The 24,412-nt window shown below is 61.4% G+C and carries 17 protein-coding genes and 2 riboswitches; of the genes, 9 read left to right on the top strand and 8 right to left on the bottom strand.

What is annotated here, in order from left to right:
* Positions 1–244: 244 nt before the first annotated feature.
* Complete coding sequence (metH, locus tag NK667_RS13145; protein ID WP_054615025.1) at positions 245–3,955, bottom strand: methionine synthase; 3,711 nt, start codon at positions 3,953–3,955, stop codon at positions 245–247.
* 155 nt (positions 3,956–4,110) lie between these two features.
* On the opposite strand from metH, the gene NK667_RS13140 reads away from it, so the two are divergent.
* From NK667_RS13140 to nfuA, 3 genes are all read left to right on the top strand, one after another.
* Entirely contained in the window at positions 4,111–6,393 is a 2,283-nt protein-coding gene (locus tag NK667_RS13140; protein ID WP_054615024.1) for a fatty acid cis/trans isomerase, read from the top strand.
* A 170-nt stretch (positions 6,394–6,563) separates the two neighbouring features.
* Positions 6,564–7,598 (top strand): acyltransferase family protein, encoded by a 1,035-nt coding sequence (locus NK667_RS13135; protein WP_054615023.1) that lies wholly within the window; start codon positions 6,564–6,566, stop codon positions 7,596–7,598.
* A 57-nt stretch (positions 7,599–7,655) separates the two neighbouring features.
* Complete coding sequence (nfuA, locus tag NK667_RS13130) at positions 7,656–8,240, top strand: Fe-S biogenesis protein NfuA (RefSeq protein WP_054050953.1); 585 nt, start codon at positions 7,656–7,658, stop codon at positions 8,238–8,240.
* A gap of 193 nt (positions 8,241–8,433) precedes the next feature.
* On the opposite strand, the gene cobM is transcribed toward nfuA, so the two are convergent.
* The 4 genes from cobM to NK667_RS13110 all read right to left on the bottom strand — a co-directional run bounded on the left by cobM (position 8,434) and on the right by NK667_RS13110 (position 10,595).
* Positions 8,434–9,180: a precorrin-4 C(11)-methyltransferase gene (cobM, locus tag NK667_RS13125; protein ID WP_054615022.1), complete on the bottom strand. Its 747-nt coding sequence runs from the start codon at positions 9,178–9,180 to the stop codon at positions 8,434–8,436.
* An 82-nt stretch (positions 9,181–9,262) separates the two neighbouring features.
* Positions 9,263–9,676 (bottom strand): cobalamin biosynthesis protein, encoded by a 414-nt coding sequence (locus tag NK667_RS13120; RefSeq protein WP_054615021.1) that lies wholly within the window; start codon positions 9,674–9,676, stop codon positions 9,263–9,265.
* Complete coding sequence (locus NK667_RS13115) at positions 9,673–10,380, bottom strand: CbtA family protein (RefSeq protein WP_054050947.1); 708 nt, start codon at positions 10,378–10,380, stop codon at positions 9,673–9,675. The genes NK667_RS13120 and NK667_RS13115 overlap by 4 nt, the downstream gene beginning before the upstream one ends.
* An 11-nt stretch (positions 10,381–10,391) precedes the next feature.
* Positions 10,392–10,595 (bottom strand): CbtB domain-containing protein, encoded by a 204-nt coding sequence (locus NK667_RS13110; RefSeq protein WP_054050945.1) that lies wholly within the window; start codon positions 10,593–10,595, stop codon positions 10,392–10,394.
* A 118-nt stretch (positions 10,596–10,713) separates the two neighbouring features.
* A riboswitch (cobalamin riboswitch) is annotated at positions 10,714–10,942 on the bottom strand.
* A gap of 186 nt (positions 10,943–11,128) precedes the next feature.
* Positions 11,129–11,340: riboswitch (cobalamin riboswitch) on the top strand.
* 96 nt (positions 11,341–11,436) lie between these two features.
* Between NK667_RS13110 and cobW the strand changes: the two genes are divergently transcribed.
* The 5 genes from cobW to NK667_RS13085 all read left to right on the top strand — a co-directional run bounded on the left by cobW (position 11,437) and on the right by NK667_RS13085 (position 19,995).
* Positions 11,437–12,498: a cobalamin biosynthesis protein CobW gene (cobW, locus tag NK667_RS13105; RefSeq protein WP_054615020.1), complete on the top strand. Its 1,062-nt coding sequence runs from the start codon at positions 11,437–11,439 to the stop codon at positions 12,496–12,498.
* Positions 12,499–12,501: 3 nt separating this feature from the next.
* A complete protein-coding gene (gene cobN, locus NK667_RS13100; RefSeq protein WP_054615019.1) occupies positions 12,502–16,356 on the top strand; it encodes a cobaltochelatase subunit CobN in 3,855 nt (1,284 codons plus the stop codon).
* Between the two features lie 143 nt (positions 16,357–16,499).
* Complete coding sequence (locus NK667_RS13095; protein WP_054050939.1) at positions 16,500–17,501, top strand: magnesium chelatase ATPase subunit I; 1,002 nt, start codon at positions 16,500–16,502, stop codon at positions 17,499–17,501.
* Positions 17,502–17,554: 53 nt separating this feature from the next.
* The gene (locus NK667_RS13090) at positions 17,555–18,166 is read left to right on the top strand and encodes a vWA domain-containing protein (RefSeq protein ID WP_054615018.1); all 612 of its coding nucleotides are present in this window, start codon (positions 17,555–17,557) and stop codon (positions 18,164–18,166) included.
* Positions 18,167–18,351: 185 nt separating this feature from the next.
* Positions 18,352–19,995, top strand: coding sequence for a phospholipase D-like domain-containing protein (locus NK667_RS13085; protein ID WP_054615017.1), 1,644 nt, complete (start codon positions 18,352–18,354; stop codon positions 19,993–19,995).
* Positions 19,996–20,111: 116 nt separating this feature from the next.
* Here NK667_RS13085 and poxB read toward each other — a convergent pair whose 3' ends face one another.
* From poxB to NK667_RS13070, 3 genes are all read right to left on the bottom strand, one after another.
* The gene (poxB, locus tag NK667_RS13080) at positions 20,112–21,836 is read right to left on the bottom strand and encodes a ubiquinone-dependent pyruvate dehydrogenase (RefSeq protein WP_054615016.1); all 1,725 of its coding nucleotides are present in this window, start codon (positions 21,834–21,836) and stop codon (positions 20,112–20,114) included.
* Between the two features lie 71 nt (positions 21,837–21,907).
* Entirely contained in the window at positions 21,908–22,282 is a 375-nt protein-coding gene (locus NK667_RS13075) for a hypothetical protein (protein WP_254744621.1), read from the bottom strand.
* 165 nt (positions 22,283–22,447) lie between these two features.
* On the bottom strand, positions 22,448–23,671 hold the full coding sequence (locus NK667_RS13070; protein ID WP_054615015.1) for an NADH:flavin oxidoreductase/NADH oxidase family protein: 1,224 nt from the start codon (positions 23,669–23,671) through the stop codon (positions 22,448–22,450).
* Between the two features lie 78 nt (positions 23,672–23,749).
* Between NK667_RS13070 and NK667_RS13065 the strand changes: the two genes are divergently transcribed.
* Entirely contained in the window at positions 23,750–24,160 is a 411-nt protein-coding gene (locus tag NK667_RS13065) for a MerR family transcriptional regulator (RefSeq protein WP_054615014.1), read from the top strand.
* Positions 24,161–24,412 lie beyond the last annotated feature (252 nt).

The following is a 24,412-nucleotide window of genomic DNA, read 5'->3' as shown; positions in this document are numbered from 1 at the left end:
AGAGGCCAGCACATTCAACCTCTTCGTTGACTGTTACACCGCCTTCGCGAGCAAGCCCGCTCCCACAATGGATCAGGGTTGAACCGAGAATTTGTGAACACCCAGAAACCACTGTGGGAGCGAGCTTGCTCGCGATGGCGGCCTGACAGTCGCATTGATTTTGACTGTCATGGCCTCATCGCGAGCAAGCTCGCTCCCACAGGGAATCTCTGGTGGCCACAGAGCTGTGGCCAGTCCGAGGGGCTTAGTTGTCGTAACCCAGGTTCGGTGCCAGCCAGCGTTCGGTGACGCTCAGTTCCTGGCCTTTGCGCGAGGTGTAGCTTTGCACCTGGTCTTTGTCGATCTTGCCCACGGCGAAGTATTGCGCTTGCGGATGCGCGAAGTACCAGCCGCTGACCGCCGCTGCCGGGAACATCGCGTAGTGTTCGGTGAGGAACACGCCGCTGCGGCCAGCCTGCATTTCGCTGGCTTCGGGGTCGAGCAGGGCGAACAGCGTGCCTTTCTCGGTGTGGTCCGGGCAGGCCGGGTAGCCGGGGGCAGGGCGGATGCCGGTGTATTGCTCTTTGATCAGTGCGTCGTTATCCAGCGTCTCGTCCTTGGCATAACCCCAGTGCTCTTTACGCACCTGTTGGTGCAGCCACTCGGCGCAAGCCTCGGCCAGACGGTCGGCCAGGGCCTTGACCATGATCGAGTTGTAATCGTCGCCCGCGTCCTGATACGCCTTGGCCACTTCTTCGGCACCGATCCCGGCGGTGGTGATGAAGCCACCCACGTAGTCAGTGATTTCGCTGTCCTTCGGCGCGACGAAGTCGGCGAGGGAGAAGTTCGGCTTGCCGTCGGTCTTGATGATCTGCTGGCGCAAGTGATGCAACTTGGCAATCGGCTTGCCGTCATCGCCGTAGACTTCGATGTCGTCCTCGCGCACTTGGTTGGCCGGCCAGAAACCGAACACCGCACGCGCGCTGATGAGTTTCTCGTCGATCAGCTTGGCGAGCATTTCCTGGGCATCAGCGAACAGCGCGGTGGCGGCTTCACCGACCACTTCATCCGTGAGGATGCGCGGGTACTTGCCGGCCAGGTCCCAGGAGATAAAGAACGGCGTCCAGTCGATGTATTCGGCCAGCACCTTCAGATCGATGTTATCCAGCACGCGAGAACCGGTGAACGTCGGCTTCACTGGCTCATACGTGCTCCAGTCAAACTGCGGTTTCTTGGCGATGGACGCCGGGTAGCTCAGGCGCTCAGTGCGGGCGCTGCGGTTGGCGGTGCGCTCGCGGACTTCGATGTATTCCAGGCGGGTCTTCTCGATGAAGGCCGGCTTCAATTCCTTGGACAGCAACTGCGTCGCCACGCCCACGGCGCGGGAGGCGTCGGTGACGTAGATCACCGCATCGTTGCTGTATTTCGGCTCGATTTTCACCGCTGTATGCGCTTTCGAGGTGGTTGCGCCACCGATCATCAACGGCAAATGGAAGTCCTGGCGCTGCATCTCGCGGGCGACGTGGACCATTTCATCCAGCGAAGGCGTGATCAAACCGGACAAGCCGATGATGTCGCACTTCTGTTCCTTGGCCACTTGCAGGATCTTCTCCGCCGGCACCATCACGCCGAGGTCGACGATGTCGTAGCCGTTACAGCCCAGCACCACGCCGACGATGTTCTTGCCGATGTCGTGCACGTCGCCTTTCACGGTGGCCATGAGGATCTTGCCCTTGGCTTCCGGCTTGTCGCCTTTTTCCAGTTCGATGAACGGGATCAAGTGGGCCACGGCCTGCTTCATCACGCGGGCGGATTTCACCACCTGCGGCAGGAACATTTTGCCGGCGCCGAACAGGTCGCCAACGATGTTCATGCCAGACATCAGCGGGCCTTCGATCACCTCGATCGGTCGGGCGAACGACTGACGGGATTCCTCGGTATCTTCAACAATGTGCGTGGTGATGCCCTTGACCAGCGCATGTTCCAGACGCTTGTTGACCGGCCAGCCGCGCCATTCTTCGGTCTCGGCTTCCTTGACGCTGCCGTCGCCCTTGTACTTGTCGGCGATGGCGAGGAGGGCGTCGGTGCCTTCCGGGGTGCGGTTGAGCACCACGTCTTCCACGGCGTCACGCAGTTCGGCCGGGATCTGGTCGTAGATCTCCAGCTGACCGGCGTTGACGATGCCCATGGTCAGGCCGTTGCGGATCGCATACAACAGGAACACCGAGTGAATCGCCTCGCGCACCGGGTTGTTGCCCCGGAACGAGAACGACACGTTGGACACGCCGCCGGAGGTCAGCGCATACGGCAGCTCGTCGCGGATGTAGGCACAGGCGTTGATGAAGTCCACAGCGTAGTTGTTGTGTTCTTCGATGCCGGTGGCGATGGCGAAGATGTTCGGGTCGAAGATGATGTCTTCCGGCGGGAAGCCGACGTCGTTGACCAGAATGTCGTAGGAGCGTTTGCAGATTTCTTTCTTGCGCTTTTCGGTGTCGGCCTGACCCGCTTCGTCGAACGCCATTACCACCACGGCGGCGCCGTAGCGCTTGCACAGCTTGGCGTGATGGATGAACTGCTCGACGCCTTCTTTCATGCTGATCGAGTTGACGATGCCCTTGCCCTGGATGCACTTGAGGCCGGCTTCGATCACTTCCCACTTCGAGGAGTCGATCATGATCGGTACGCGGGAGATGTCCGGTTCACCGGCAATCAGATTGAGGAAGGTCACCATGGCCTTCTTCGAATCGAGCATCCCTTCGTCCATGTTGATGTCGATCACTTGGGCGCCGGCTTCGACCTGTTGCAAGGCGACTTCCAGGGCTTCGGTGTAGTTGTCTTCGCGGATCAGGCGGGCGAACTTGGCCGAACCGGTGATGTTGGTGCGCTCGCCGACGTTGACGAACAACGAGCTGCGATCAATGGTGAACGGTTCCAGGCCGGACAGGCGGCATGCCTTCGGAATCTCTGGAATCTCACGCGGCGCGTAACCGGCCACGGCTTTGGCGATGGCTTCGATGTGCCCCGGCGTGGTGCCGCAGCAACCGCCGACGATGTTGAGGAAACCGCTCTGGGCGAATTCTTCGATGACCTTGGCGGTTTCCGCCGGCAGTTCGTCGTATTCGCCGAATTCGTTCGGCAGGCCGGCGTTCGGGTGCGCGGAAACATGGGTGCTGGCCTTGTTCGACAGCTCTTCCAGATACGGACGCAACTCGCTGGCGCCGAGGGCGCAGTTCAGGCCGACCGAAATCGGCTTGGCGTGGGCCACGGAGTTCCAGAACGCTTCGGTGGTCTGGCCCGACAGGGTCCGGCCGGAGGCGTCGGTGATGGTGCCGGAGATCATGATCGGCAACTCGACGCCCAATTCCTCGAACACCCCTTGCACGGCGAAGATCGCGGCTTTGGCGTTCAAGGTGTCAAAAATGGTTTCGATCAGGATCAGGTCGGCACCGCCTTCGATCAGGCCTTTGGTGGCCTCGGTGTAGTTTTCCACCAGTTCATCGAAGGTCACGTTGCGGTAGCCGGGGTTGTTCACGTCTGGCGACAGCGAGCAGGTGCGGCTGGTCGGGCCGAGCACGCCGGCGACGAAGCGCGGCTTGTCCGGGTTCTCCAGGGTTTTCGCATCGGCAACCTTGCGCGCCAGGCGAGCGCCTTCTACGTTCAATTCGTAGGCCAGTTCTTCCATGCCGTAGTCGGCCATGGAAATCCGGGTGGCGTTGAAGGTGTTGGTTTCCAGAATGTCGGCGCCGGCATCCAGGTAGGCTTTCTCGATGCCACCAATCACGTCCGGACGGGTCAGGATCAGCAGGTCGTTGTTGCCCTTGACGTCGCTCGGCCAGTCGGCGAAGCGTTTGCCACGGTAATCCTGTTCTTCGAGCTTGTAGCTCTGGATCATCGTGCCCATGCCGCCGTCGAGAATCAGGATGCGCTCTTTGAGGGCGTGCTTGAGAGCTTGAAGGCGAACACTGCGATCGGACATTTGGACTACTCGGAAAGACCATGACGAAGGGCCGGGATAATAGCAAACCTGTGCGCTTTTAGAGCATGCCAAGGTTTTGCATGAATATCGCTCATGTTGGTGGCGATAGCAGACCGGTAGAATCGCGGCGATTTTTCATGATCGGGACCAGGGACATGTCGTATCGCGTCATCAGCATTGTTTTGCTGTTTCTGAGCTGGGGCGCCGTTGCGCAGGAACCGGCCATTTCCTATACCCGCGACATTCAACCGATCTTCACCGAAAAGTGCGTGGCCTGCCATGCCTGCTACGACTCCGCCTGTCAGCTCAACCTCGGCAGTGGCGAAGGCGCAGCCCGTGGCGCGACCAAGACGCCGGTCTACGATGGTGAGCGCAGCGTGGCCGCCGCGCCGACCCGGCTGTTTTACGACGCCTTCGGCAAACTCGCCTGGCAGCACAAGGACTTCTATTCGGTGCTTGACGCCCAGGGCAGCCAGGCGGCACTGATGGCGCGAATGCTCGAACTCGGCCACAAAACCCCGCTGACGCCCAACGCCAAGCTGCCCGAAGACATCGTGCTGGGCCTGAACCGGGAGAACATGTGCGCGATGCCGGCGGAGTTCGAAGGTTATGCCGGCGCTCACCCAAAAGAAGGCATGCCGCTGGCGGTGACTGGCCTGACTGATCAGCAATACCAGACGTTGCAACGCTGGCTCGCTTCTGGTGCGCCGATTGATGAACAAGGGCTGGTGCCTTCTGCAAAGGAAGCCTTGCAGGTGGTGCAGTGGGAAAACCTGCTCAACACCAACGGTTCGCGCGGCAGCCTTGTGGGCCGCTGGTTGTTTGAACACTGGTTTTTGGCGCACATCTACTTCAAGGATGGCGAACCGGGGCATTTCTTCCAGTGGGTGCGCTCGCGCACGCCGACCGGCCAGCCAATCGACCTGATCAATACGCGCCGGCCAAACGACGATCCGGGCACCCAGGTTTATTACCGCTTGTGGCCGGTGCAGGGCGTGATCGTGCAAAAGACCCACATCACCTATCCGCTGAGCGCGGCGAAGCTGTCGCGGGTCAAAAGCCTGTTTTTCAGTGGCAACTGGCAGGTCAACGCCTTGCCGGGCTACGGCCCGGAACGCCGGGCCAATCCGTTCACCACGTTCGAAGCGATCCCGGCCCAGGCGCGCTATCAGTTCATGCTCGATAACGCCGAATACTTCGTGCGCACCTTTATACGCGGCCCGGTGTGTCGCGGGCAGATCGCCACCGACGTGATTCGCGACAACTTCTGGGCGCTGTTCCAGGCCCCGGAACACGATCTGTACATCACCGACCCGAACTATCGCGGCCAGGCCACGCCGTTGCTGGCGATGCCGGGGCAGAACGACGATGTCGGCAGCGTCCTGAGCCTGTGGCACAACTACCGCGACAAACGTAATGAATACGAAGCCCTACGCCGGGACAGTTATGCCGATGCACCGGCGCCGAGCTGGTCAACGTTGTGGGCCGGGAATGACAACGCGTTGCTCTCGATCTTCCGTCACTTCGACAGTGCTTCGGTGAACAAAGGCCTGATCGGTGATGTGCCGCAAACCATCTGGTTGTTCGATTACCCGCTTCTGGAGCGCACTTATTATCAGTTGGCGGTCAACTTCGACGTGTTCGGCAACGTCTCCCATCAGGCCCAGACGCGCTTGTATTTCGACCTGATCCGCAACGGTGCCGAGCAAAATTTTCTGCGCCTGATGCCCGCCGATTCCCGCGATGACTACCTCGACGATTGGTACCAGAGCAGTGGCAAGTTCAAGATGTGGCTGGATTACGAAGCCATCGACAACGACAAGCCAACTGCGCTGAAACTCGACGAAAAAGACCCGAAACGGGATTTCGCCATGCAGTTGCTGGCCCGTTATGGCGACCTCAATGCCAGGCCCGACCCGATCAACCGCTGCGACGGCGCCTATTGCTCGCGACCGAACATTGATCCGGCGTTGCAGAATGCCGAACAGGCCTTGAGTCGCCTGACCTCAAGGCCGGCTGCCGGATTGAAAGTCATCGACCAATTGCCCGAAGCGACCATGCTGCGCATCGAAACCGCGAGCGGCAAACGCGAGATCTACAGCCTGCTGCGCAACCGTGCCCATAGCAACGTGGCGTTCCTGCTCGGTGAATCCCTGCGTTATCAGCCGGGGCTCGACACGTTGACCATTTACCCAGGGGTACTCAGTAGCTATCCGAACTTCATGTTCAACATTCCTGCCGAGCAGGTACCGGCGTTTGTAGATGCGATGGAGAACGCCAAGGACGCCCATCGCTTCGAGAAAATCGTCGAGCGCTGGGGGATTCGGCGTAGCCATCCGCAGTTCTGGTTTTACTTCCATGACCTGAGTACCTACGTCCACGAAACCGACCCGGTGGAAGAGGGCGTGCTGGACATGAATCGGTACGAGAATCTTTGATCGACCTTTGATCGCGGGCCGGTGTCGGATCTGTAAGGCACCGCAAATCCCCTGTGGGAGCGGGCTTGCTCGCGAAAGCGGTGTGTCAGGCACTAACAATGTCGACTGACACGCCGCCTTCGCGAGCAAGCCCGCTCCCACAAGGGGAGATGCGATCAGGAGGGCGATTGATGTTGATTTCAGTACAAGCCCTGCGCGCCATCGCAGCCTGGGCGGTGGTCTGCCACCATTTCATGCAGATTTTTTTCGACTTCCAGGCCCGAGGGCCGGTGGGGCAGGCGTTTATCGACAAGGGCGCGGTGGGCGTCGACATCTTCTTCGTCATCAGCGGCCTGGTGATTTTCCTCTCGACCGAAGGCAAATCCCTGCCGCCCGCGCGATTCCTGTTGTATCGGCTGTTTCGGATCGTCCCGGCGTACTGGCTGTACACCGCGCTGATGGCGCTGGTGGTGGTGTTTGCGCGGCCGGTATTGCCCGATCAAACCGTCGATTGGTCGCATTTCCTGCTGTCGCTGTTGTTTATTCCTACGGAGAACCCCGGCGGTTACGGGATTTATCCGACCCTCAACGTTGGCTGGACCCTCAACTACGAAATGCTCTTTTACCTGCTGTTCGGCTGGGCGCTGCTGTTTCGCTTGCACTTCAGGCTGGTGATTGTGGCGGCGTTGCTGTTCGCGGTGTGCCAGGCCTGGACCGGTTATGGCTGGGTCAGCGAGTTCTACCGTTCAGACATCGTTTATGAGTTTCTGCTGGGGATCGCCGTCGGCATGCTTTACCGGCGTGGCTGGATCAAACCGGGGCTGTGGCTGCCATTGCTGGGGATAGTCGGCGCGTTGCTGGCGATTTATCACTGGGCGCCGGCGCCGCGTTTCCTGAACTGGGGCTTGCCGAGCGCGGTGCTGGTAATCGCGTGCATCGCGCTGGAGCGTTTTTTCGAGAACAACCGGGTGTTCGAGCTGCTGGGTAATTGTTCCTACTCGGTGTACCTGATGCATGTGCTGGTGCTGTCCGCCGGGGGATTTGTCGCACAGCGCTATGGCGTGAATCCCTACGTGATGTTCGGCGTTTGCGCGGCGACTATCGGTCTGGCGTCCTGGGCCAGTTACGAATGGGTGGAAAAACGCAGCTATCGGTGGCTTAAAGCACGGATTGACGGCGAAACGGTTACTCAACCCGCGCTGGCGCTTTCCCGACAAAAATACTAGGACTTTGTGCGGCGCGATGATTGGCGTAAACTGCGCCCAAGCCTGCGAGGAGTTTCCATGACCGCTATTACCATCACTGACGCCGCCCACGATTATCTGGCTGATCTGCTCTCCAAGCAGAACACCCCAGGCATCGGCATCCGCGTCTTCATCACCCAGCCTGGCACCCAGTACGCCGAAACCTGCATTGCCTACTGCAAGCCGGGCGAAGAAAAACCTGAAGACACCGCGTTGGGGCTCAAAAGCTTCACCGCGTACATCGATTCGTTCAGCGAAGCTTTCCTGGACGACGCGGTAGTCGACTACGCCACCGACCGCATGGGCGGCCAGCTGACCATCAAGGCGCCAAACGCCAAAGTCCCGATGGTCAACGCCGACAGCCCGGTCAACGAGCGCATCAACTACTACCTGCAAACCGAGATCAACCCGGGGCTCGCGAGCCACGGCGGTCAGGTCAGCCTGATCGATGTGGTCGAGGACGGCATTGCCGTGCTGAAGTTCGGCGGCGGTTGCCAGGGCTGCGGCCAGGCAGACGTGACCTTGCGTGAAGGCATCGAGCGCACCTTGCTCGAGCGCGTTCCGGAGCTCAAGGGCGTTCGCGATGTGACCGACCACACGCAGAAAGAAAACGCCTACTACTAAGGTGTTCGCTGCGGCATAAAAAAAACGGCACCCGTGAGTGCCGTTTTTTTATACGTGAACAGTTACCTGTGGCGAGGGGGCTTGCCCCCGTTGGGCTGCGAAGCGGCCCCTGCATTTTTCAGGCATACCTTGCATGCAGGTTTTGCGACGGCTTCGCCCCCGGACGGGGGCAAGCCCCCTCGCCACAAGTGCTTCAGGGCCTGTAAAGATGCGCATGCCCCGCGCGGTAAAGCGACGACTCGCTAAAGTGATCGCTTCCCAACACCCGACCCACCAGAATCAACGCCGTGCGCCGAAACCCCTTGGCCTCAACCTTCCCGGCGATATCCGCCAAAGTCCCGACCACCCAATCCTGATCCGGCCACGTCGCCCGGTGAATCACCGCAATCGGGCAGTCCGCGCCGTAATGCGGCAGCAACTCGGCCAGAATCTTCTCCAAATGATTGACCCCCAGATGAATCGCCATGGTCGCCCCGTGCTGCGCCAAACTGCCCAGTTCTTCACCGGCCGGCATCGCGGTCTTGTCGGCATAGCGAGTCAGAATCACGCTTTGCGAGATATCGGGTAACGTCAACTCCGCTCCCAGCAACGCCGCACAAGCCGCTGTCGCCGTGACGCCAGGGATGATTTCAAACGGAATACCCAGCTCTCGCAGGTAGCGAATCTGCTCGCCAATCGCGCCATACAGACTCGGATCACCGGAATGCACCCGCGCGACATCCTGACCGTTGCCGTGGGCGGTCTTGATCAGTTCGATGATCTGTTCCAGGTGCAGCTCGGCGCTGTTGACCAGCGTTTGCGCCTGGTGGCCTTCGAGCACCGCGACCGGCACCAGGGAGCCGGCGTAGATGATCACCGGGCAGCTGCGAATCAGCCGTTGGCCCTTGACGGTGATCAGTTCCGGGTCGCCGGGACCTGCGCCAATGAAGTAGACGGTCATCGTCAGTTCCTATGGAAAAAAGGGGCTGGGCAAGGCTTCAGATGAAGATTGCTCATGATCGAGGCAGGGATTATCGGGGATTTTATGCAGCACTGGCCAATGCGAGGGTGGCCTGGGCATATTTTTGTCGGGAAATCAGCAGCTTCGCCGGTGCCTGGGCCAGGTGTTCAGCCAGGGCCAGGGCGGCGCTTTCCGCGACGCCGTAGCAGCCGGTGCGTTCAAACGCGATCTGCGATTGATGGCTCAGTTGCAATTGGTAACCGGCCAATTGCTCACTGCTGAAATACATCACCTGCAGCCCCAGCTGCGCGGCTAACTCGATCAGGCCCGGTTCATCACGCTTCAGGTCGATGCTGGCCAAGGCCTTGATCTGGCGAAGTTCGATGTGATGCGCCTGCAGTGCCTGATCGAGCAGCGCCCGCAATGTGCTGGCGGGGCAGCCGCGCTGGCAGCCCAGGCCGACCACTAAAGTCGGCGCTGTGCCTTGTTCAGTCATGCGTGGTATTGACCATCGCTTTTGCGGCGGAACAACCAGGCGCTGATCAGGCCCAGGGCCAGCCAGAACACTACGTTGGTCAACTGCGAAGCGATTTTGAACTGCGATTCCAGAGCTTCCGGGGCCAGCATCGAGTGGACTTCCGGTTGCGGCGCGCCGATGACGTGCGGAACCGCCAGAATCGCCACGCCGAGGATCTTCATCAGCCAGTGACGGCTGAACACGATCAGCGCGATGCCGACAGCGGTGGACGCTGCAGTACCGATCCACCAGATCTGCCGTTGTGCCAGATCGGCAGCCGCAGTGCCCGGCAATTCAGGCGGCAGGCCCAAGGTCGGCGCCAGCACGAAGGTCGCGTAACCGGCCAGGCCCCAGAGCAGGCCCTGAGCAGTTTTGGTCGGGGCGCGCAGGGTGTAGAGACCGGCGAGCATCAGTGCGAAACCGACGGCGACCACCAGATTACCGCCGGTGGTGGACAACACGCGCTGCCAGCCGTCTTCCGGCTCCCAGGCTTCGGCGTCGTGGGTGTGTGCGGCCATGGCTCCATCGGCGTGCTCGTGAGCAACTACTGCGGCAGGCTCGGATTTTTCATAGGTTTCCGCCTGGAGAATCAGCGGAGCGACCCAGAAACTCTGCAGCAGGGTCAGCAGCAGGGCGGCCAGCAGCCCGGTGAAACCTGCGGTTTGCGCGATACGCTTGATCATGTCGGCAGGTCTCAATGGCACGGGAACGCGGAGCTGTGACGGGTATCGTGCGCGGCGTTGTGCACCGCTTCGATGTGCGAGAAACCGGCGAAATACACCAGGCACGCGCCAAGGATCGACGCACAAACGGCGGCGGTCAGGCGTTGGCTCAGGGTGGTTGTGGTGCTGGCGGTGGCTTTCTTGGTACTGCTGTCGGTGCTGCTGATGATCGACATGGCGCTTCCCTCTGGTCTGTCAGCGGGTGAATTGAGCGCATGCAAACCCCTGCGAGCGTGCGCGCAGAGGTTCAAACAGCGCCCGCCCACCGCGGGTTTGTTATTCAGTGATCGTACTGGTCACTTTGTGTTGCGGGCCGGTCTCCGGGCTCACGAGGGGTCAAGGCTTGCGCCGAAACCTGCAAGAATCACCTTCCCATGCCGAACTGCCGGCACAGTGGATCTGATTCTTCGCTCGCTTACCGTTGCGGGGGCAGCACCGGACTGACATGGCTTTAGAGTAAAGCACATGATTCACCGGTTTCCCGTTTCACCCTGTGAAGGGCACCCGTAACAAGGCGTGTAGGAGAGCATGGGCGGGGCGGGGGAGTCAATTGGCATGGGTTCTCAGTTGGAAACCGAGTCGCGCCCTTCGCGAGCAAGCCCGCTCCCACAGGTAACCGCATTCCCATGTGGGAGCGGGCTTGCTCGCGAAGGCGTCATCACAGTCGCTACAGAACTCAGCAGAACATTGACCCGCCCCCACACCATGCGTAGCCTTGCGCTTTCGAGGTTCTTCGGCGTTTGCCGAAGCTAAGAAGGGAACGCGGTCGATGCCGCGGCTGCCCCCGCAACTGTGAACGGTGATGTTCGCTGCCACGCCACTGCAAACCCCTCCAAAGGGTTCGCGGGAAGGCGCAGCCAACGCCAGTCCAACGACCGGCACACCGTCAGCCAGGAGACCTGCCTCGAAACGAATTCTCACTACAACCGGGCGGGGTGATCCGGTGGCGAAATTTTCCGCGCCTTTATCGCTGCGGTCGTCGTCCCGTATGCCCGCCACCTTGCCAAAGGGCATCCGATGAAAACACTGGCCAAACTCCCCGTCACTATCGTTACCGGCTTCCTCGGCTCGGGCAAAACCACCTTGCTGCGGCACATGCTCGACAACGCCCAGGGTCGCCGCATCGCGGTGATCGTCAACGAATTCGGCGAGCTGGGCATTGACGGCGAAATCCTCAAGCAGTGCTCCATCGGCTGCACCGAAGAAGAGGCCAACGGCCGCGTCTACGAACTGGCCAACGGCTGCCTGTGCTGCACGGTCCAGGAAGAGTTCTTCCCGGTGATGCGCGAATTGGTTGCGCGTCGCGGTGACCTCGACCACATCCTCATCGAAACCTCTGGCCTGGCCCTGCCAAAACCACTGGTGCAAGCCTTCCAGTGGCCGGAAATCCGCAGCGCCTGCACGGTTGACGCGGTCATCACCGTGGTCGATAGCCCGGCCGTAGCCGCTGGCACGTTCGCCGCGTTCCCGGATCAAGTCGACGCCCAGCGCAAACTCGATCCGAACCTGGACCACGAATCGCCGCTGCACGAATTGTTCGCCGACCAACTGGCCAGCGCCGACCTGGTCATCCTCAACAAGGCCGACCTGATCAGCCCGGAAGACCTGGCCCGCGTGCGCCTGGAAGTCGCCGAAGAACTACCGCCAGCCGTTAAAGTTATCGAAGCCAGCAGCGGTCGCGTGCCACTCGACGTGCTGATCGGTCTCGGCGCCGGCTCCGAAGAACACATCGACAGCCGCCACAGCCGTCACGATCATCACCACGAAGGTGAAGACGATCACGATCACGACGCCTTCGATTCGATCTCGATCGAGCTGCCACAAGCTGACGAAAGCCTGCTGATGGACGCGCTGACTCAACTGGTGGTCAAGCACGGCATCCTGCGGGTCAAGGGTTTCGCGGCGATCCCGAACAAGCCGATGCGCCTGCTGATCCAGGGCGTGGGCACGCGCTTCGACAAGCACTTCGACCGCCAATGGGGCGCCGAAGAAGCGCGCACCACGCGTCTGGTGCTGATCGGCCAGGAACTGGACGCCGCTCAACTCGAAGCGCAACTGCGCGCCGCGCTCAGCGTTTAAGCCATGCACCTGCTCAGGACCCAGCCCGGCGGTTTCGTGTCGGATGACAACATTGCCGACCTTGGACAAACCCCCGCCGAACTGGTGATCCTTTGCAGCGGCGATTCCAGCCTGGCGCTGCTCGCCGAAGCCGCGCAGCAATTGCCCGACGACTACCCGAGTGTGCGCTTGGCCAACCCGATGCAGGTGCAGAACCATGCGTCGGTGGACTTGTATGTCGATGAAGTGCTGCGCCACGCCAAGGTGATCCTGATCTCGCTGCACGGCGGCATCGCTTATTGGCGTTATGGTGTCGAGCGGCTGGTCGAACTGTCTGAACGCGGCGTGCAACTGATCCTGGTGCCCGGCGATGACCGCCCGGACCCGGAGCTCAGTGACCTCAGTACCGTGGGCGCGGAAGACCGCGATCGACTCTGGCAGTTTTTGCGTCAGGGCGGCATGGGCAATGCCCTGGATTTTTTCCGTTGCCTGGCCAATCGCTGGCTGGGTCGCGACTACGCCTGGGCTGAGCCGCAAACTCTGCCACGCACCGCGATCTACCATCCGCAAAAAAGCCCAGCTGAACTGAGTGATTGGCAAGCCGACTGGCAGGCCGATCAACCGGTGGCGGCGGTGCTGTTTTACCGCTCGCATTTGCAAGCGGCGAACACTGCTTTCATTGATGTTTTCTGTCAGCGTTTGCAAGCGGCCGGGCTGAACCCGTTGCCGATTGCGCTGGCCAGTTTGAAAGAGCCCGGCTGCCTGACGGTGGTCGAGGACCTGCTGGATGAAGTGGAAGCATCGGTGATTCTCAACACCACCGGTTTCGCCCAATCCAGCCCCGAAGCGCCGCACTTGCGACCGTTTCGCCGCAATATCCCGGTGATCCAGGCGATTTGTGCCCAGGACAACGAACCCGGCTGGCGCGCCAGCGAACAAGGCCTCGGCCCACGGGATCTGGCGATGCACATCGCGTTGCCGGAACTCGACGGGCGCATCATCAGCCGGCCGATCAGCTTCAAGGATCTGGCTTGGCGCAGTGAGCGCAGTCAGTCCGACGTGGTCTGCTACCGGCCGCAACCGGAGCGCATGGATTTCGTCGCCGAACTGGCGCGGCGCTGGATCGATCTGGCGCGGGTGCCCAATGGCGAAAAACGCATCGCGCTGATTCTCGCCAACTACCCGACCCGCGATGGTCGCATCGGCAACGGCGTCGGCCTCGACACCCCGGCTGCGGCGCTGAATATCCTGCGTGCGCTGTATAAAGAAGGCTATCCGCTGCCGGCCGAGTTGCCGGACAACGGCACCGCGTTGATCCAGCAACTGCTCGGCGGCATCAGCAATGACCTCGACACCCTCGACCAGCGCCCGTGCATGCAAAGCCTGGCGCTGGACGACTATTTGCTTATGTTCGACGCGTTGCCTGAGGCCAATCGCCAAGCGGTGCTGGAGCGTTGGGGCCCGCCGCAAAACGATCCGATGTTCCGTGGCGGACGCATGATGATTGCGGGGCTGCGCTTCGGCCTGACCTTCGTCGGCATTCAACCGGCCAGGGGTTATCAGATCGATCCGAGCGCGGTGTATCACGATCCCGATCTGGTGCCGCCTCACGGCTACCTGGCGTTCTACTTCTGGCTGCGCAACACCTATGGCCCCCACGGCGTGATCCACGTGGGTAAGCACGGCAATCTGGAATGGCTGCCGGGCAAGGGCGTCGGGCTGTCGGAAAACTGCTGGCCGGACGCGTTGCTCGGGCCGCTGCCGAACATCTATCCGTTTATCGTCAACGACCCGGGCGAGGGCGCCCAGGCCAAGCGCCGCACCCAAGCGGTGATCATCGATCACCTGATGCCGCCGCTGACCCGCGCCGAAACCTACGGCCCGCTGCGCAACCTTGAGCTGTTGGCAGACGAGTATTACGAAGCCCAACTGCTCGATCCACGCCGCGCCCGGGAGTTGCAGCGCGACATCCTGCAACTGGTGCGCGACACCCACATCGATCGCGAACTGCAACTCGACGAAAAACTCGACAGCGATGCGGATGCGGCGATCTGGCTGCCGCGCCTGGACACGTATCTGTGTGATTTGAAGGAATCGCAAATCCGCGATGGCCTGCATATTTTTGGTGAGTCGCCGACCGGGCGCTTGCGCATTGATACGTTGCTGGCGCTGCTGCGGATTCCTCGTGGCGATGGGCGTGGCGCGCAGTCGAGTTTGCTGCGGGCGTTGGCCAAGGCGTTCGCGTTAGGGTTTGATCCGCTGGATTGTGAGTTGGCTGAACCTTGGGTTGGGCCGCGTCCCGATGAACTGCAATCGATCAGCGATGAAGCGTGGCGCACGGCGGGGGATACCCGTGAACGGCTGGAGTTGTTTGCCGCACAGTTGATCACGCAAACTTCAGGCGATCTCGGTCCCTGTGGGAGCGGGCTTGCTCGCGAAAGCGGTGGGTCAATCGACATCGATGTTGAATGGTCAACCGATTCGCGAGCAAGCCCGCTCCCACAGGATCCCGGCTGGGTTGAAGTGCATGCCATCCTCGACAACCTGCGCGAAGTCGTCGCCCCACGCCTCGACGCCTGCGGCCCCGCAGAAATGCATGGCCTGCTCGACGCCCTCAGCGGTCGTTTCGTCCCGGCCGGCCCGAGCGGCGCACCCAGTCGTGGTCGCCTCGATGTCCTGCCCACCGGGCGCAATTTCTATTCGGTGGACGTGCGCAACCTGCCGACCACCACCGCATGGCGCATCGGTTTCCAGTCCGCCAACCTGATTCTCGAACGGCACTTGCAGGACCATGGCGACCACTTGCGTCAGCTCGGCCTCTCGGTCTGGGGCACGGCGACCATGCGCACCGGCGGCGACGACATCGCCCAGGCCATGGCGCTGATGGGCGTGCGCCCGGTGTGGGCCACCGGCAGTCAGCGGGTCGATGATTTCGAAATCCTGCCGATCAGTTTGCTCGACCGTCCACGAGTGGACGTGACCTTGCGTGTGTCCGGGTTCTTCCGCGATGCGTTTGCCAACCTGATTCGTCTGTTTGATGCGGCGGTACAAGCCGTCGCCGAACTGGACGAACCGGACGATCTCAACCCATTGGCCGCCAAGGTTCGCGCCGAGCGTGAAGCCTTGTTGGCGAGCGGTATGGATGAAGAAACAGCGCGGCGTCAGGCCGGTTGGCGGATTTTCGGGGCCAAGCCCGGTGCATATGGCGCGGGCGTGCAGGGCACCATCGACGGTCGCCTGTGGCAAAGCCGCGACGACCTGGCCGAGGTGTATCTGAACTGGGGCGGTTACGCCTATGGCGGTTCCGATGAAGGCACGGCAGCAAAGGAGCAATTCGCCCAGCGCCTGAGCCAGGTGCAAGCAGTGCTGCAGAACCAGGACAACCGCGAGCATGACTTGCTCGATTCCAACGACTACTACCAATTCCAGGGCGGAATGCTGGCTGCCGTGGAAAGCCTCAGCGGCGAAGCAGCGGCCAGTTATCACGGCGACCATAGCCAGCCCGACTTGCCGAAAATCCGCACGTTGAAGGAAGAGCTGAACCGGGTGATCCGTTCCCGGGCGGCGAATCCGAAGTGGATCGACGGCGTGAAACGGCACGGCTATAAAGGTGCGTTTGAACTGGCGGCGACGGTTGATAACCTGTTTGCGTTTGATGCGACCACGCAGTTGATCGACGATCACCAGTACGCGTTGCTGGCGGACGCGTACTTGCTGGATCCGGCGACCCGGGAGTTTGTCCGCGAGCATAATCCACATGCCTTGCGCGATATGACGGAGCGGATGCTTGAGGCGCAGCAGCGGGGGATGTGGAAGGAGCCCGGTGAGTATCGCGAGGCGCTGGAGAATTTGTTGTTGGATATAGAAGAAGACAGCTAACAAACTGAACCCTGTGGGAGCGGGCTTGCTCGCGAAGGCGGTGTGTCAGCCAACATCAATAGTGAATGACACACCGCCTTCGCGAGCAAGCCCGCTCCCACAGGGGAACATGTATTTACCCCGACCATGACCGAGTATTTAAGATGACCGACACCCCCCATTTCCCGCTCTCCGCCGTGGTCGGCGCCGACGACTTGAAGCTCGCCCTGTACCTCACCGCCATCGACCCGAAAATCGGCGGCGTGCTGATCGAAGGCCCGCGCGGGATGGCCAAGTCCACCCTGGCCCGTGGCCTCGCGGACCTGCTCGCCAGCGGCCAGTTCGTCACCTTGCCCCTGGGCGCCACCGAAGAACGTCTGGTCGGCACCCTCGACCTCGATGCCGCCCTGAGCGACGGCCGCGCGCAGTTTTCCCCCGGCGTGCTGGCCAAGGCTGATGGCGGTGTTTTGTACGTCGATGAAGTCAACCTGCTGCCCGATCACCTCGTCGACCTGCTGCTCGACGTGGCCGCCAGCGGTACGAACCTGATCGAGCGCGACGGTATTTCCCATCGGCATTCGGCGAAGTTCGTCCTGATCGGCACCATGAACCCGGAAGAGGGCGAACTGCGCCCGCAATTGCTCGACCGCTTCGGCCTGAACGTCGCCCTCAGCGGCCACACTGCGCCAGCCGAGCGTGGTCAGATCATCCGTAGGCGCCTGGATTTCGACAGCGATCCCCAAGGCTTCTGCGCTGAGTGGGAAAGCCAGCAACACGCACTGCGCGAACGTTGTCAGCAGGCACGCAGCCTATTGGCGAGCATTCCCCTTGATGACGCCGCACTCGCACACATCACCGAGCGCTGCTATGCCGCCGGGGTCGATGGTTTGCGTGCCGATCTGGTCTGGCTGCGAGCGGCCCGTGCCCACGCGGCCTGGCGCGGGGCAAGCGCAATTAGCGAGGAAGATATCGATGCGGTCGCCGAGTTTGCCTTGCGCCATCGGCGTCGCGAACATCCTCACGCGCCACCGCAACAAACGCCACAGTCACCGACTGCTGATAATTCCAACCCAAGCGAAGGCCAGGGCCAATGGGGCGAAATGCCCGCCCAGGCGCTGCCGGTCGGCGCCCGACGTGACGTGCCGAGCTGGCCAAAAAAGCCCTAGGCATTCGCCCTCGATCTGACGCGGGGGCGAATGCCAGACCCCGCGCCGGACGGTTGGACAATGGCCGCCAAGGTAAACGTCGTGCTGCCCCGCAAGGCTCGATCAACTGGCCGGGCACCTTGCTCAACGGGCGCCCGCGTAAGCATGACGATCTGCTGTTTCATCTGCGCACCCGTTCGGCCCACGAACTGTGGTTGGTGATCGTTGATGCGTCGGCCTCGACCCGGCGGCATCAGGCATTGAGCGATGCCAAGGGTTTATTGGCGCAACTGTTCGATGACGCCTATCGGCAGCGTGCGCGACTGGCACTGTTGACCGCCAGCGGCAATGCGCCGAAGTGGCAGGTGCAAGGTTTGAAGGCTTCCAGCGGTTTGCGCACCTGGCTGGATGGCTTGGGCGCTGGCGGCGGCACGCCGATGCTCGCGGCGCTGAACGAGGCGGGGCAGTGGCTGGCCGCTCGGCAGAAGCGCTTTCCGGCGGAACAACAGCGTTTGTTGCTGGTGACCGATGGGCGCTTGAAGGAATGGCCGGGGTTGCCGATGCTGGGATGTCCGGGCCTGCTGATTGATATCGAGCGCGGGCCGATTCGGTTGGGGCGGGCCAGGGTGTTGGCGGGTGAGTTGCAGGCAGAGTATCGGCATATTGATGATCTGATCTCGGGCTGAGTGCTTTGGTGTCTGGGCCGGCCTCTTCGCGAGCAAGCCCGCTCCCACAGGGAATCTTCGGTGCGACAGAGATCCAGTGTGGGAGCGGGCTTGCTCGCGAAGGCAGCGACTCGGTTTTGGATCATCAAGGCAAATCCGCATCACTGCCCTATGCTCAGCAGGCCAGCCATTCACAGGAGTGAACCATGCGCGTTCTAGCCGCTAACCTTCAGGACGATTTCCGCGTCAAAGCCTACGCCGGCACCAACGGCGTGCTGTTGGCCATGGACCTGGCCGAACCTCGCCGCAAAGGCTTGCTCGGGTTTGCCATCGAGAAACAGTCAGGCAGCAAACCCTGGCTGTTCCTGTTCAACAGCCTGACTTTCCCCGGCAAGGTCCACACCTTCGCGCAATACCACGCCACCCCGAGCGATATCGCGCCGCTGCAGAAATTTCGCTGGGCCGATTACGCGGTCAATCCGGGGACGACCCTGCATTACCGCGTCCATCTGGCCTACGGCACTCCCGATGCGCCGCAGCTGGGTGAATGCCTCGAACTCAGCATCACGTCCGACGACGGCCTGCCGCACAACCAGAGCGTGATCTTCAACCGCGCGGTGGCGGCGAGCCAGGCGTTCCAGCGCAAGTTTCCCGAGCTGGATGCGCAGATCAGCGTCAACCGCAACCTGCCCATCGAAGCCTGGCCGATAGCGGCGCAGAATTGGCTGGAGAACGGATTGCTCGGACGTTTGCTGGGGTTTATCCAGCGCGCCGTGGACGATCAATGGGCGCTGGACATCGCGATCTACGAGTATCAATTGCAGTCGATCGTCGACGCGGTGAACGCCGCGTTCGCCCGTGGGGTCAAGGTTCGGGTGCTGTATCACGCGCAGCCGAACGACGAAGACACCACGATGAACGAGGCCAGCCTGGAAAAAATCCCGGCGGCGAACAAGCGCGGGCGGGTCACTCACAATATCTTCCACGACAAATTCATCGTCCTGAGCAAACTGGAGGGCGGGGAGCATCGGCCGCAAGCGGTGCTCTGCGGCAGCACCAACTTCACGCCCAACGGCGTCTACCGCCAGGCCAACGTGGTGCATGTGCTCGATGATGCGCGGATCGGCGCCAGTTACCTGCAAACCTTCGAAGAGGTGTGGGCCAATCCGGCGGACGTCGGTGCGACGCGCACCTGGCTGACCAAGAACAATCCCATGGACCCGACGCAGCCGCTGTTCGCCGGATTTTCACCGCGCACCGGCCAGGGTGATTTGCACGAGTTTGTCGAGATCATCAACGGCGCGAAAAAGGACATCCTGTTCGTCACCGCGTTCGCCTTGCCCAACGACATCCTCAACGCGTTGCTCGGCCAGCCCCACGACGACATCCTGCGCTACGGCCTGCAAAACACCGTCAGCCGCATCACCGGTTTCCACGCCGACCGCAGCGCCGAATTCGCTGCCACGGCGCTGCTCAATACCGGGCTGGAAGGCTGGCTCAAGGAAAACATGAAAGGCCAGAAGGGCAACCTGCTGGTGCACACCAAAGCCATCGTCACCGACTTCACCACCGATACACCGACCATCATCAGCGGCAGCCACAACCTGAGTGCGGCGGCGAGTAACGGCAATGACGAGAACTACCTGATCATTCGTGGCGATACGGATCTGGCGGATCGATATGGGTTGGAGTTGCTGCGGTTTTATGAGCATTACCGGTTTCGGTATTTTGCGAAGAAACTGGCGTTGAAAGAGGTCTCGCCGTTGGCGGCGGATGACAGCTGGACCAATGATTATTATGTGGCGGGGGATTTGCGGGAGTTGTCCAGGTTGCGATTCTCTGGTCGATAGAATTCCCCCTGTGGGAGCGGGCTTGCTCGCGAAAGCGTCGTGTCAGTCAGCATTTATGCCAACTGACCCACCGCTTTCGCGAGCAAGCCCGCTCCCACAGGAAATCTTCGCAAGCCTTAACGAAACCAGTTAGTCCGCGCCAACTCAATCACTTCATCCCCACGCCCGCTCATCACAGCCTTGAGCATGTACAGGCTGAACCCCTTGGCCTGTTCCAGCTTGATGGTCGGCGGCATGGCCAGTTCCTGGGTCGCGGTGATCACATCCACCAACACCGGCCCGTTATGCGCCAGCGCCCGGCGCAATGCCGGTTCCAGGGCTTCCGATTCCTCGACCCGTATCCCCAGAATACCCATGGCATTCGCCATCGCGGCAAAGTCCGGGTTATGCAAATCCGTGCCAGTGTCGAGCAGCCCGCTGGACTTCATTTCCATCGCGACAAAGCCCAACGAGGCGTTGTCGTAGACGATGATTTTCACCGGCAACTTCAACTGCGCCAGGGAAATGAAATCCCCCATTAACATGCTGAAGCCGCCATCACCGGACAACGAAATCACCTGCCGATCCGGGAACGCAGCCTGGGCGCCAATCGCCTGAGGCATGGCGTTGGCCATCGAGCCGTGGTTGAACGAACCGAGCAGCCGGCGCTTGCCGTTCATTTTCAGATAACGCGCCGCCCACACGGTCGGTGTGCCGACGTCGGCGGTGAAGATCGCGTCTTCATCCGCCAGTTCGCTGAGCAGGCGCGTGAGGTATTGCGGGTGTATCGGCCGGCCCGGCGCGGACGGCTGGGCCAGATCATCGAGGCCCTGGCGCGCTTTTTCATAATGCTTGAGCGACGATTCGAGAAAGCTCCGGTCACCGCGATATGGCAGGCGCGGCAATAGCGCGGCGAGGGTTTCGCCAACGTCGGCGGCGATGCCCAGGTCCAGCGTAGTGCGGCGCCCAAGGGCTTCCGGGTTGTGGTCGATCTGAATAATGGTGGCGTCGGTGGGGTAGAACTGCCGATACGGGAAGTCGGTGCCGAGCATCACCAGGGTGTCGCAGTTGAGCATCGCGTGATAGCCGGAGCTGAAGCCGATCAACCCAGTCATGCCGACGTCGAACGGGTTGTCCCATTCCACGTGTTCCTTGCCGCGCAGAGCATGCACCACCGGCGCGCCGAGGGCGTCGGCCAGCGCCACCACTTGATCGTGAGCCCCGGCGCATCCGGCGCCGCACATCAGGGTCACGGCTTTGCTTTGGCTCAGCAATTCGACCAGCCGATCCAGGTCCTGCGGCGCGGGCAGGGTGCGCGGCTTGGACAGGGCTGGCCACGGCTTGAGGTTGTCTTCGACTTCCTGCAACGCCACGTCACCGGGAATCACCACCACCGCGACGCCACGATTGAGGATCGCGCTGCGCATCGCTCGGTGCAGCACCTGCGGCATCTGCGCCGGGTTGCTGACCAGTTCGACGAAGTGGCTGCACTCCTTGAACAGATCCTGCGGATGGGTTTCCTGAAAGTAGTCGAGGCCGACTTCCGAGGAGGGAATCTGCGCCGCGATGGCCAGCACTGGCACATGATTCTTGTGGCAGTCGAACAGGCCGTTGATCAAATGAAGGTTGCCCGGCCCGCAACTGCCGGCACACACCGCCAGTTCCCCGGTGACCGCGGCTTCAGCCCCGGCAGCAAATGCCGCGACTTCTTCGTGGCGCACGTGCATCCACTCGATGCTGTCCATGGTGCGCAGGGCTTCGGTCAGGCCGTTGAGGCTGTCGCCGGTCAGGCCCCAGATGCGTTTGACGCCGGCCTGTTCAAGGGTGGTTGCCAGCTGCTGGGCAATGGTAATTTTCGCCATGAATGAGGTGCTCCAGTAATCGATGAATTGTCCTCGGGGTTAAAAGAGGACAACTCAACAGCACCCATGACTCACTTGGATTTGCGCTTACTTGGCCAAACCCTCGCCCCGTACCAGCCGCCAAGGCACGAGGCTGCGTCTGGCCAGTAGCAGCTGCCGACGCACGAGCCTGCGTCGGGGTTGTAGCAGCTGTCGAGGTACGAGGCTGCGTCGGGGTTGTAGCAGCTGTCGAGGTACGAGGCTGCGTCGGGGTTGTAGCAGCTGTCGAGGCACGAGGCTGCGTCGGGGTTGTAGCAGCTGTCGAGGTACGAGGCTGCGTCGGGGTTGTAGCAGCTGTCGAGGTACGAGGCTGCGTCGGTGTTGTAGCAGCTGTCGAGGTACGAGGCTGCGTTCGGCTGCGCAGCAGTCGTGAAACCTGAGCACGCGGTTTTCCTGATACACCGCATCGCCTGATTTCACGACTGCTGCGCAGCCGAACGCAGCCTCGTGCCTCGACAGCTGCTACGAGCCGAACGCAGCCTCGTGCCTCGACAGCTGCTACGAGCCGAACGCAGCCTCGTGCCTCGACAGCTGCTACGAGCCGAACGTAGGTATGGCGGCGGCTACCCGCATCAAGTGGCCATCGCCTTTTTGTACTGGCGGGTGCGTCGGGCGATGTAGATCTGGTCGCGGATTAACGCCCACAGGGCTGAGACCTGAGGGCGGGGCTGATGCCCACGGCTCAGGCGGTGCAACTGGAATTTCACCACCGCCATGGTCGCCAGCGCGGCCAGGGGTTTGCGCTTCCAGTGGATCGGCGGCAGTTGCGGGTGGCTGTTCTTGCCTTCACGCCAGTGTTTGACCAGCTGTGGTTCAACCGCCATCGCGGTTCCGATCCCGGCCATGGCGATCCCGCTGTCGAGGACTTGTTCGACGATTGCCAGGCGACGGATGCCTCCGGTGACCATCACCGGCATGTGCGCCACGCTGGCCAGTTCGCCGGCCATTTCCAAAAAGTAGGCTTCTCGCGCCAAGGTCCGGCCATCACGCGCTTCGCCTTGCATCGCAGGGGCTTCGTAGCTGCCGCCGGACAATTCCAGCAAGTCTATCTGCTGTTCGTTGAGCCATTGGATCACTTGCCTGGCATCGTCGGCATCGAAGCCGCCGCGCTGGAAGTCCGCAGAGTTGAGCTTCACCGACACACAGAACTGCGGCGACACCGCGTTACGCACGGCGCTGACCACATCTAGCAGCAGGCGCGCACGATTCTCCAGGGAACCGCCCCATTGATCGGTGCGGCGATTGGTCAGCGGCGACAAAAACTGGCTGAGCAAATAACCGTGGGCCGCGTGAATCTGCACCCCGGTAAAGCCGGATTTTTCCGCCAGGACCGCGCTGGTGGCGAAGCGCTGGATCACCTCATGGATATCGCTCTCGGACATCGGTTTAGGCTCTGCGAACATCTTCGAGAACCCGCCCAGATCCAGCGCTACCGCCGACGGCGCCCAGGCTTGCTGGCCAAGATTGGCCATGGTCTGGCGCCCCGGATGGTTGAGCTGCACCCAGAACTGCGCGCCACCGGCCCGGCCAATCGTCGCCCATTGCCGGAAGCGTTCCAGATGCCGCTCATCTTCCAGCACCACGCCGCCGGGGCCGGTCATGGCGCGGCGGTCGATCATCACGTTACCCGTCAGCAGCAATCCGGCTTCGCCCTCGGCCCAGGCTTGATACAAGCGCAGCAATGCATCGGAAGGCGCCTGTTGCCGGTCCGCGAGGTTTTCTTCCATCGCGGCTTTGGCAATGCGGTTGCCGATGGTCTGGCCGTTGGGCAAATTCAAGGCTTGGAAGGGCGACATGGCTTGACTCCTCATCAGTAATGCGTGGAGGCTAAGCTTAAAGTTAACTTTAATGTCAAGCAGGCAAATGAGGCGCAGATGAAGATTGGTGAATTGGCTGAATTAAGCGGGTTCAATCCGTCGCGCATCCGGTTTTACGAGGCACAGGGATTGATCCAGAAAGTCGAGCGCCGGGCCAACGGTTACCGACATTACCCCGAGCAGGTGTTGCAGACGCTGTACCTGATCCAGTGTGCGCAGCAGGCCGGTTTCAGCCTCGAAGAGTTGAAGCTGTTGATGCCGGATGCAGCGACGGGTGAGTTCAAACACGATGAGCTGCTGGCGGGTTTGACGCGCAAGGTCGAGCAGATCGAAGAAATGCAGCAGCACCTGGCGCAGAGCAAGGCGAAACTGTTGGCGGTGATCGATGATATCCAGGTGAAACCCGAAGGCATGGGCTGCGATGCGAATGCCGAGCGGGTGCTTTCGTCGTTCAAACAGCAGCGCTGATTGCTGCATGGAGGGCCTCTTCGCGAGCAAGCTTCGCTCCTACAGGGGATCATCGTCGATTACAAATTCTGTGCCCACTGCAGATTCCCTGTGGGAGCGGGCTTGCTCGCGAAGGCGGTGTGTCAGGCAACATCGTTAATGACTGATCAGCCGCCATCGCGAGCAAGCTCGCTCTCACAGGGGATCATCGTCGAACACAAATTCTGTGCCCACCGCAGATCCCCCGTAGGAGCAAAGCTTGCTCGCGAAGAG

It is taken from the genome of Pseudomonas nunensis (genome assembly GCF_024296925.1).
GTDB classification, from domain to species: domain Bacteria; phylum Pseudomonadota; class Gammaproteobacteria; order Pseudomonadales; family Pseudomonadaceae; genus Aquipseudomonas; species Aquipseudomonas nunensis.
The sequence above is the reverse complement of the archived record's forward strand: the minus strand, read 5'-3'. Positions and strand labels throughout refer to the sequence as shown.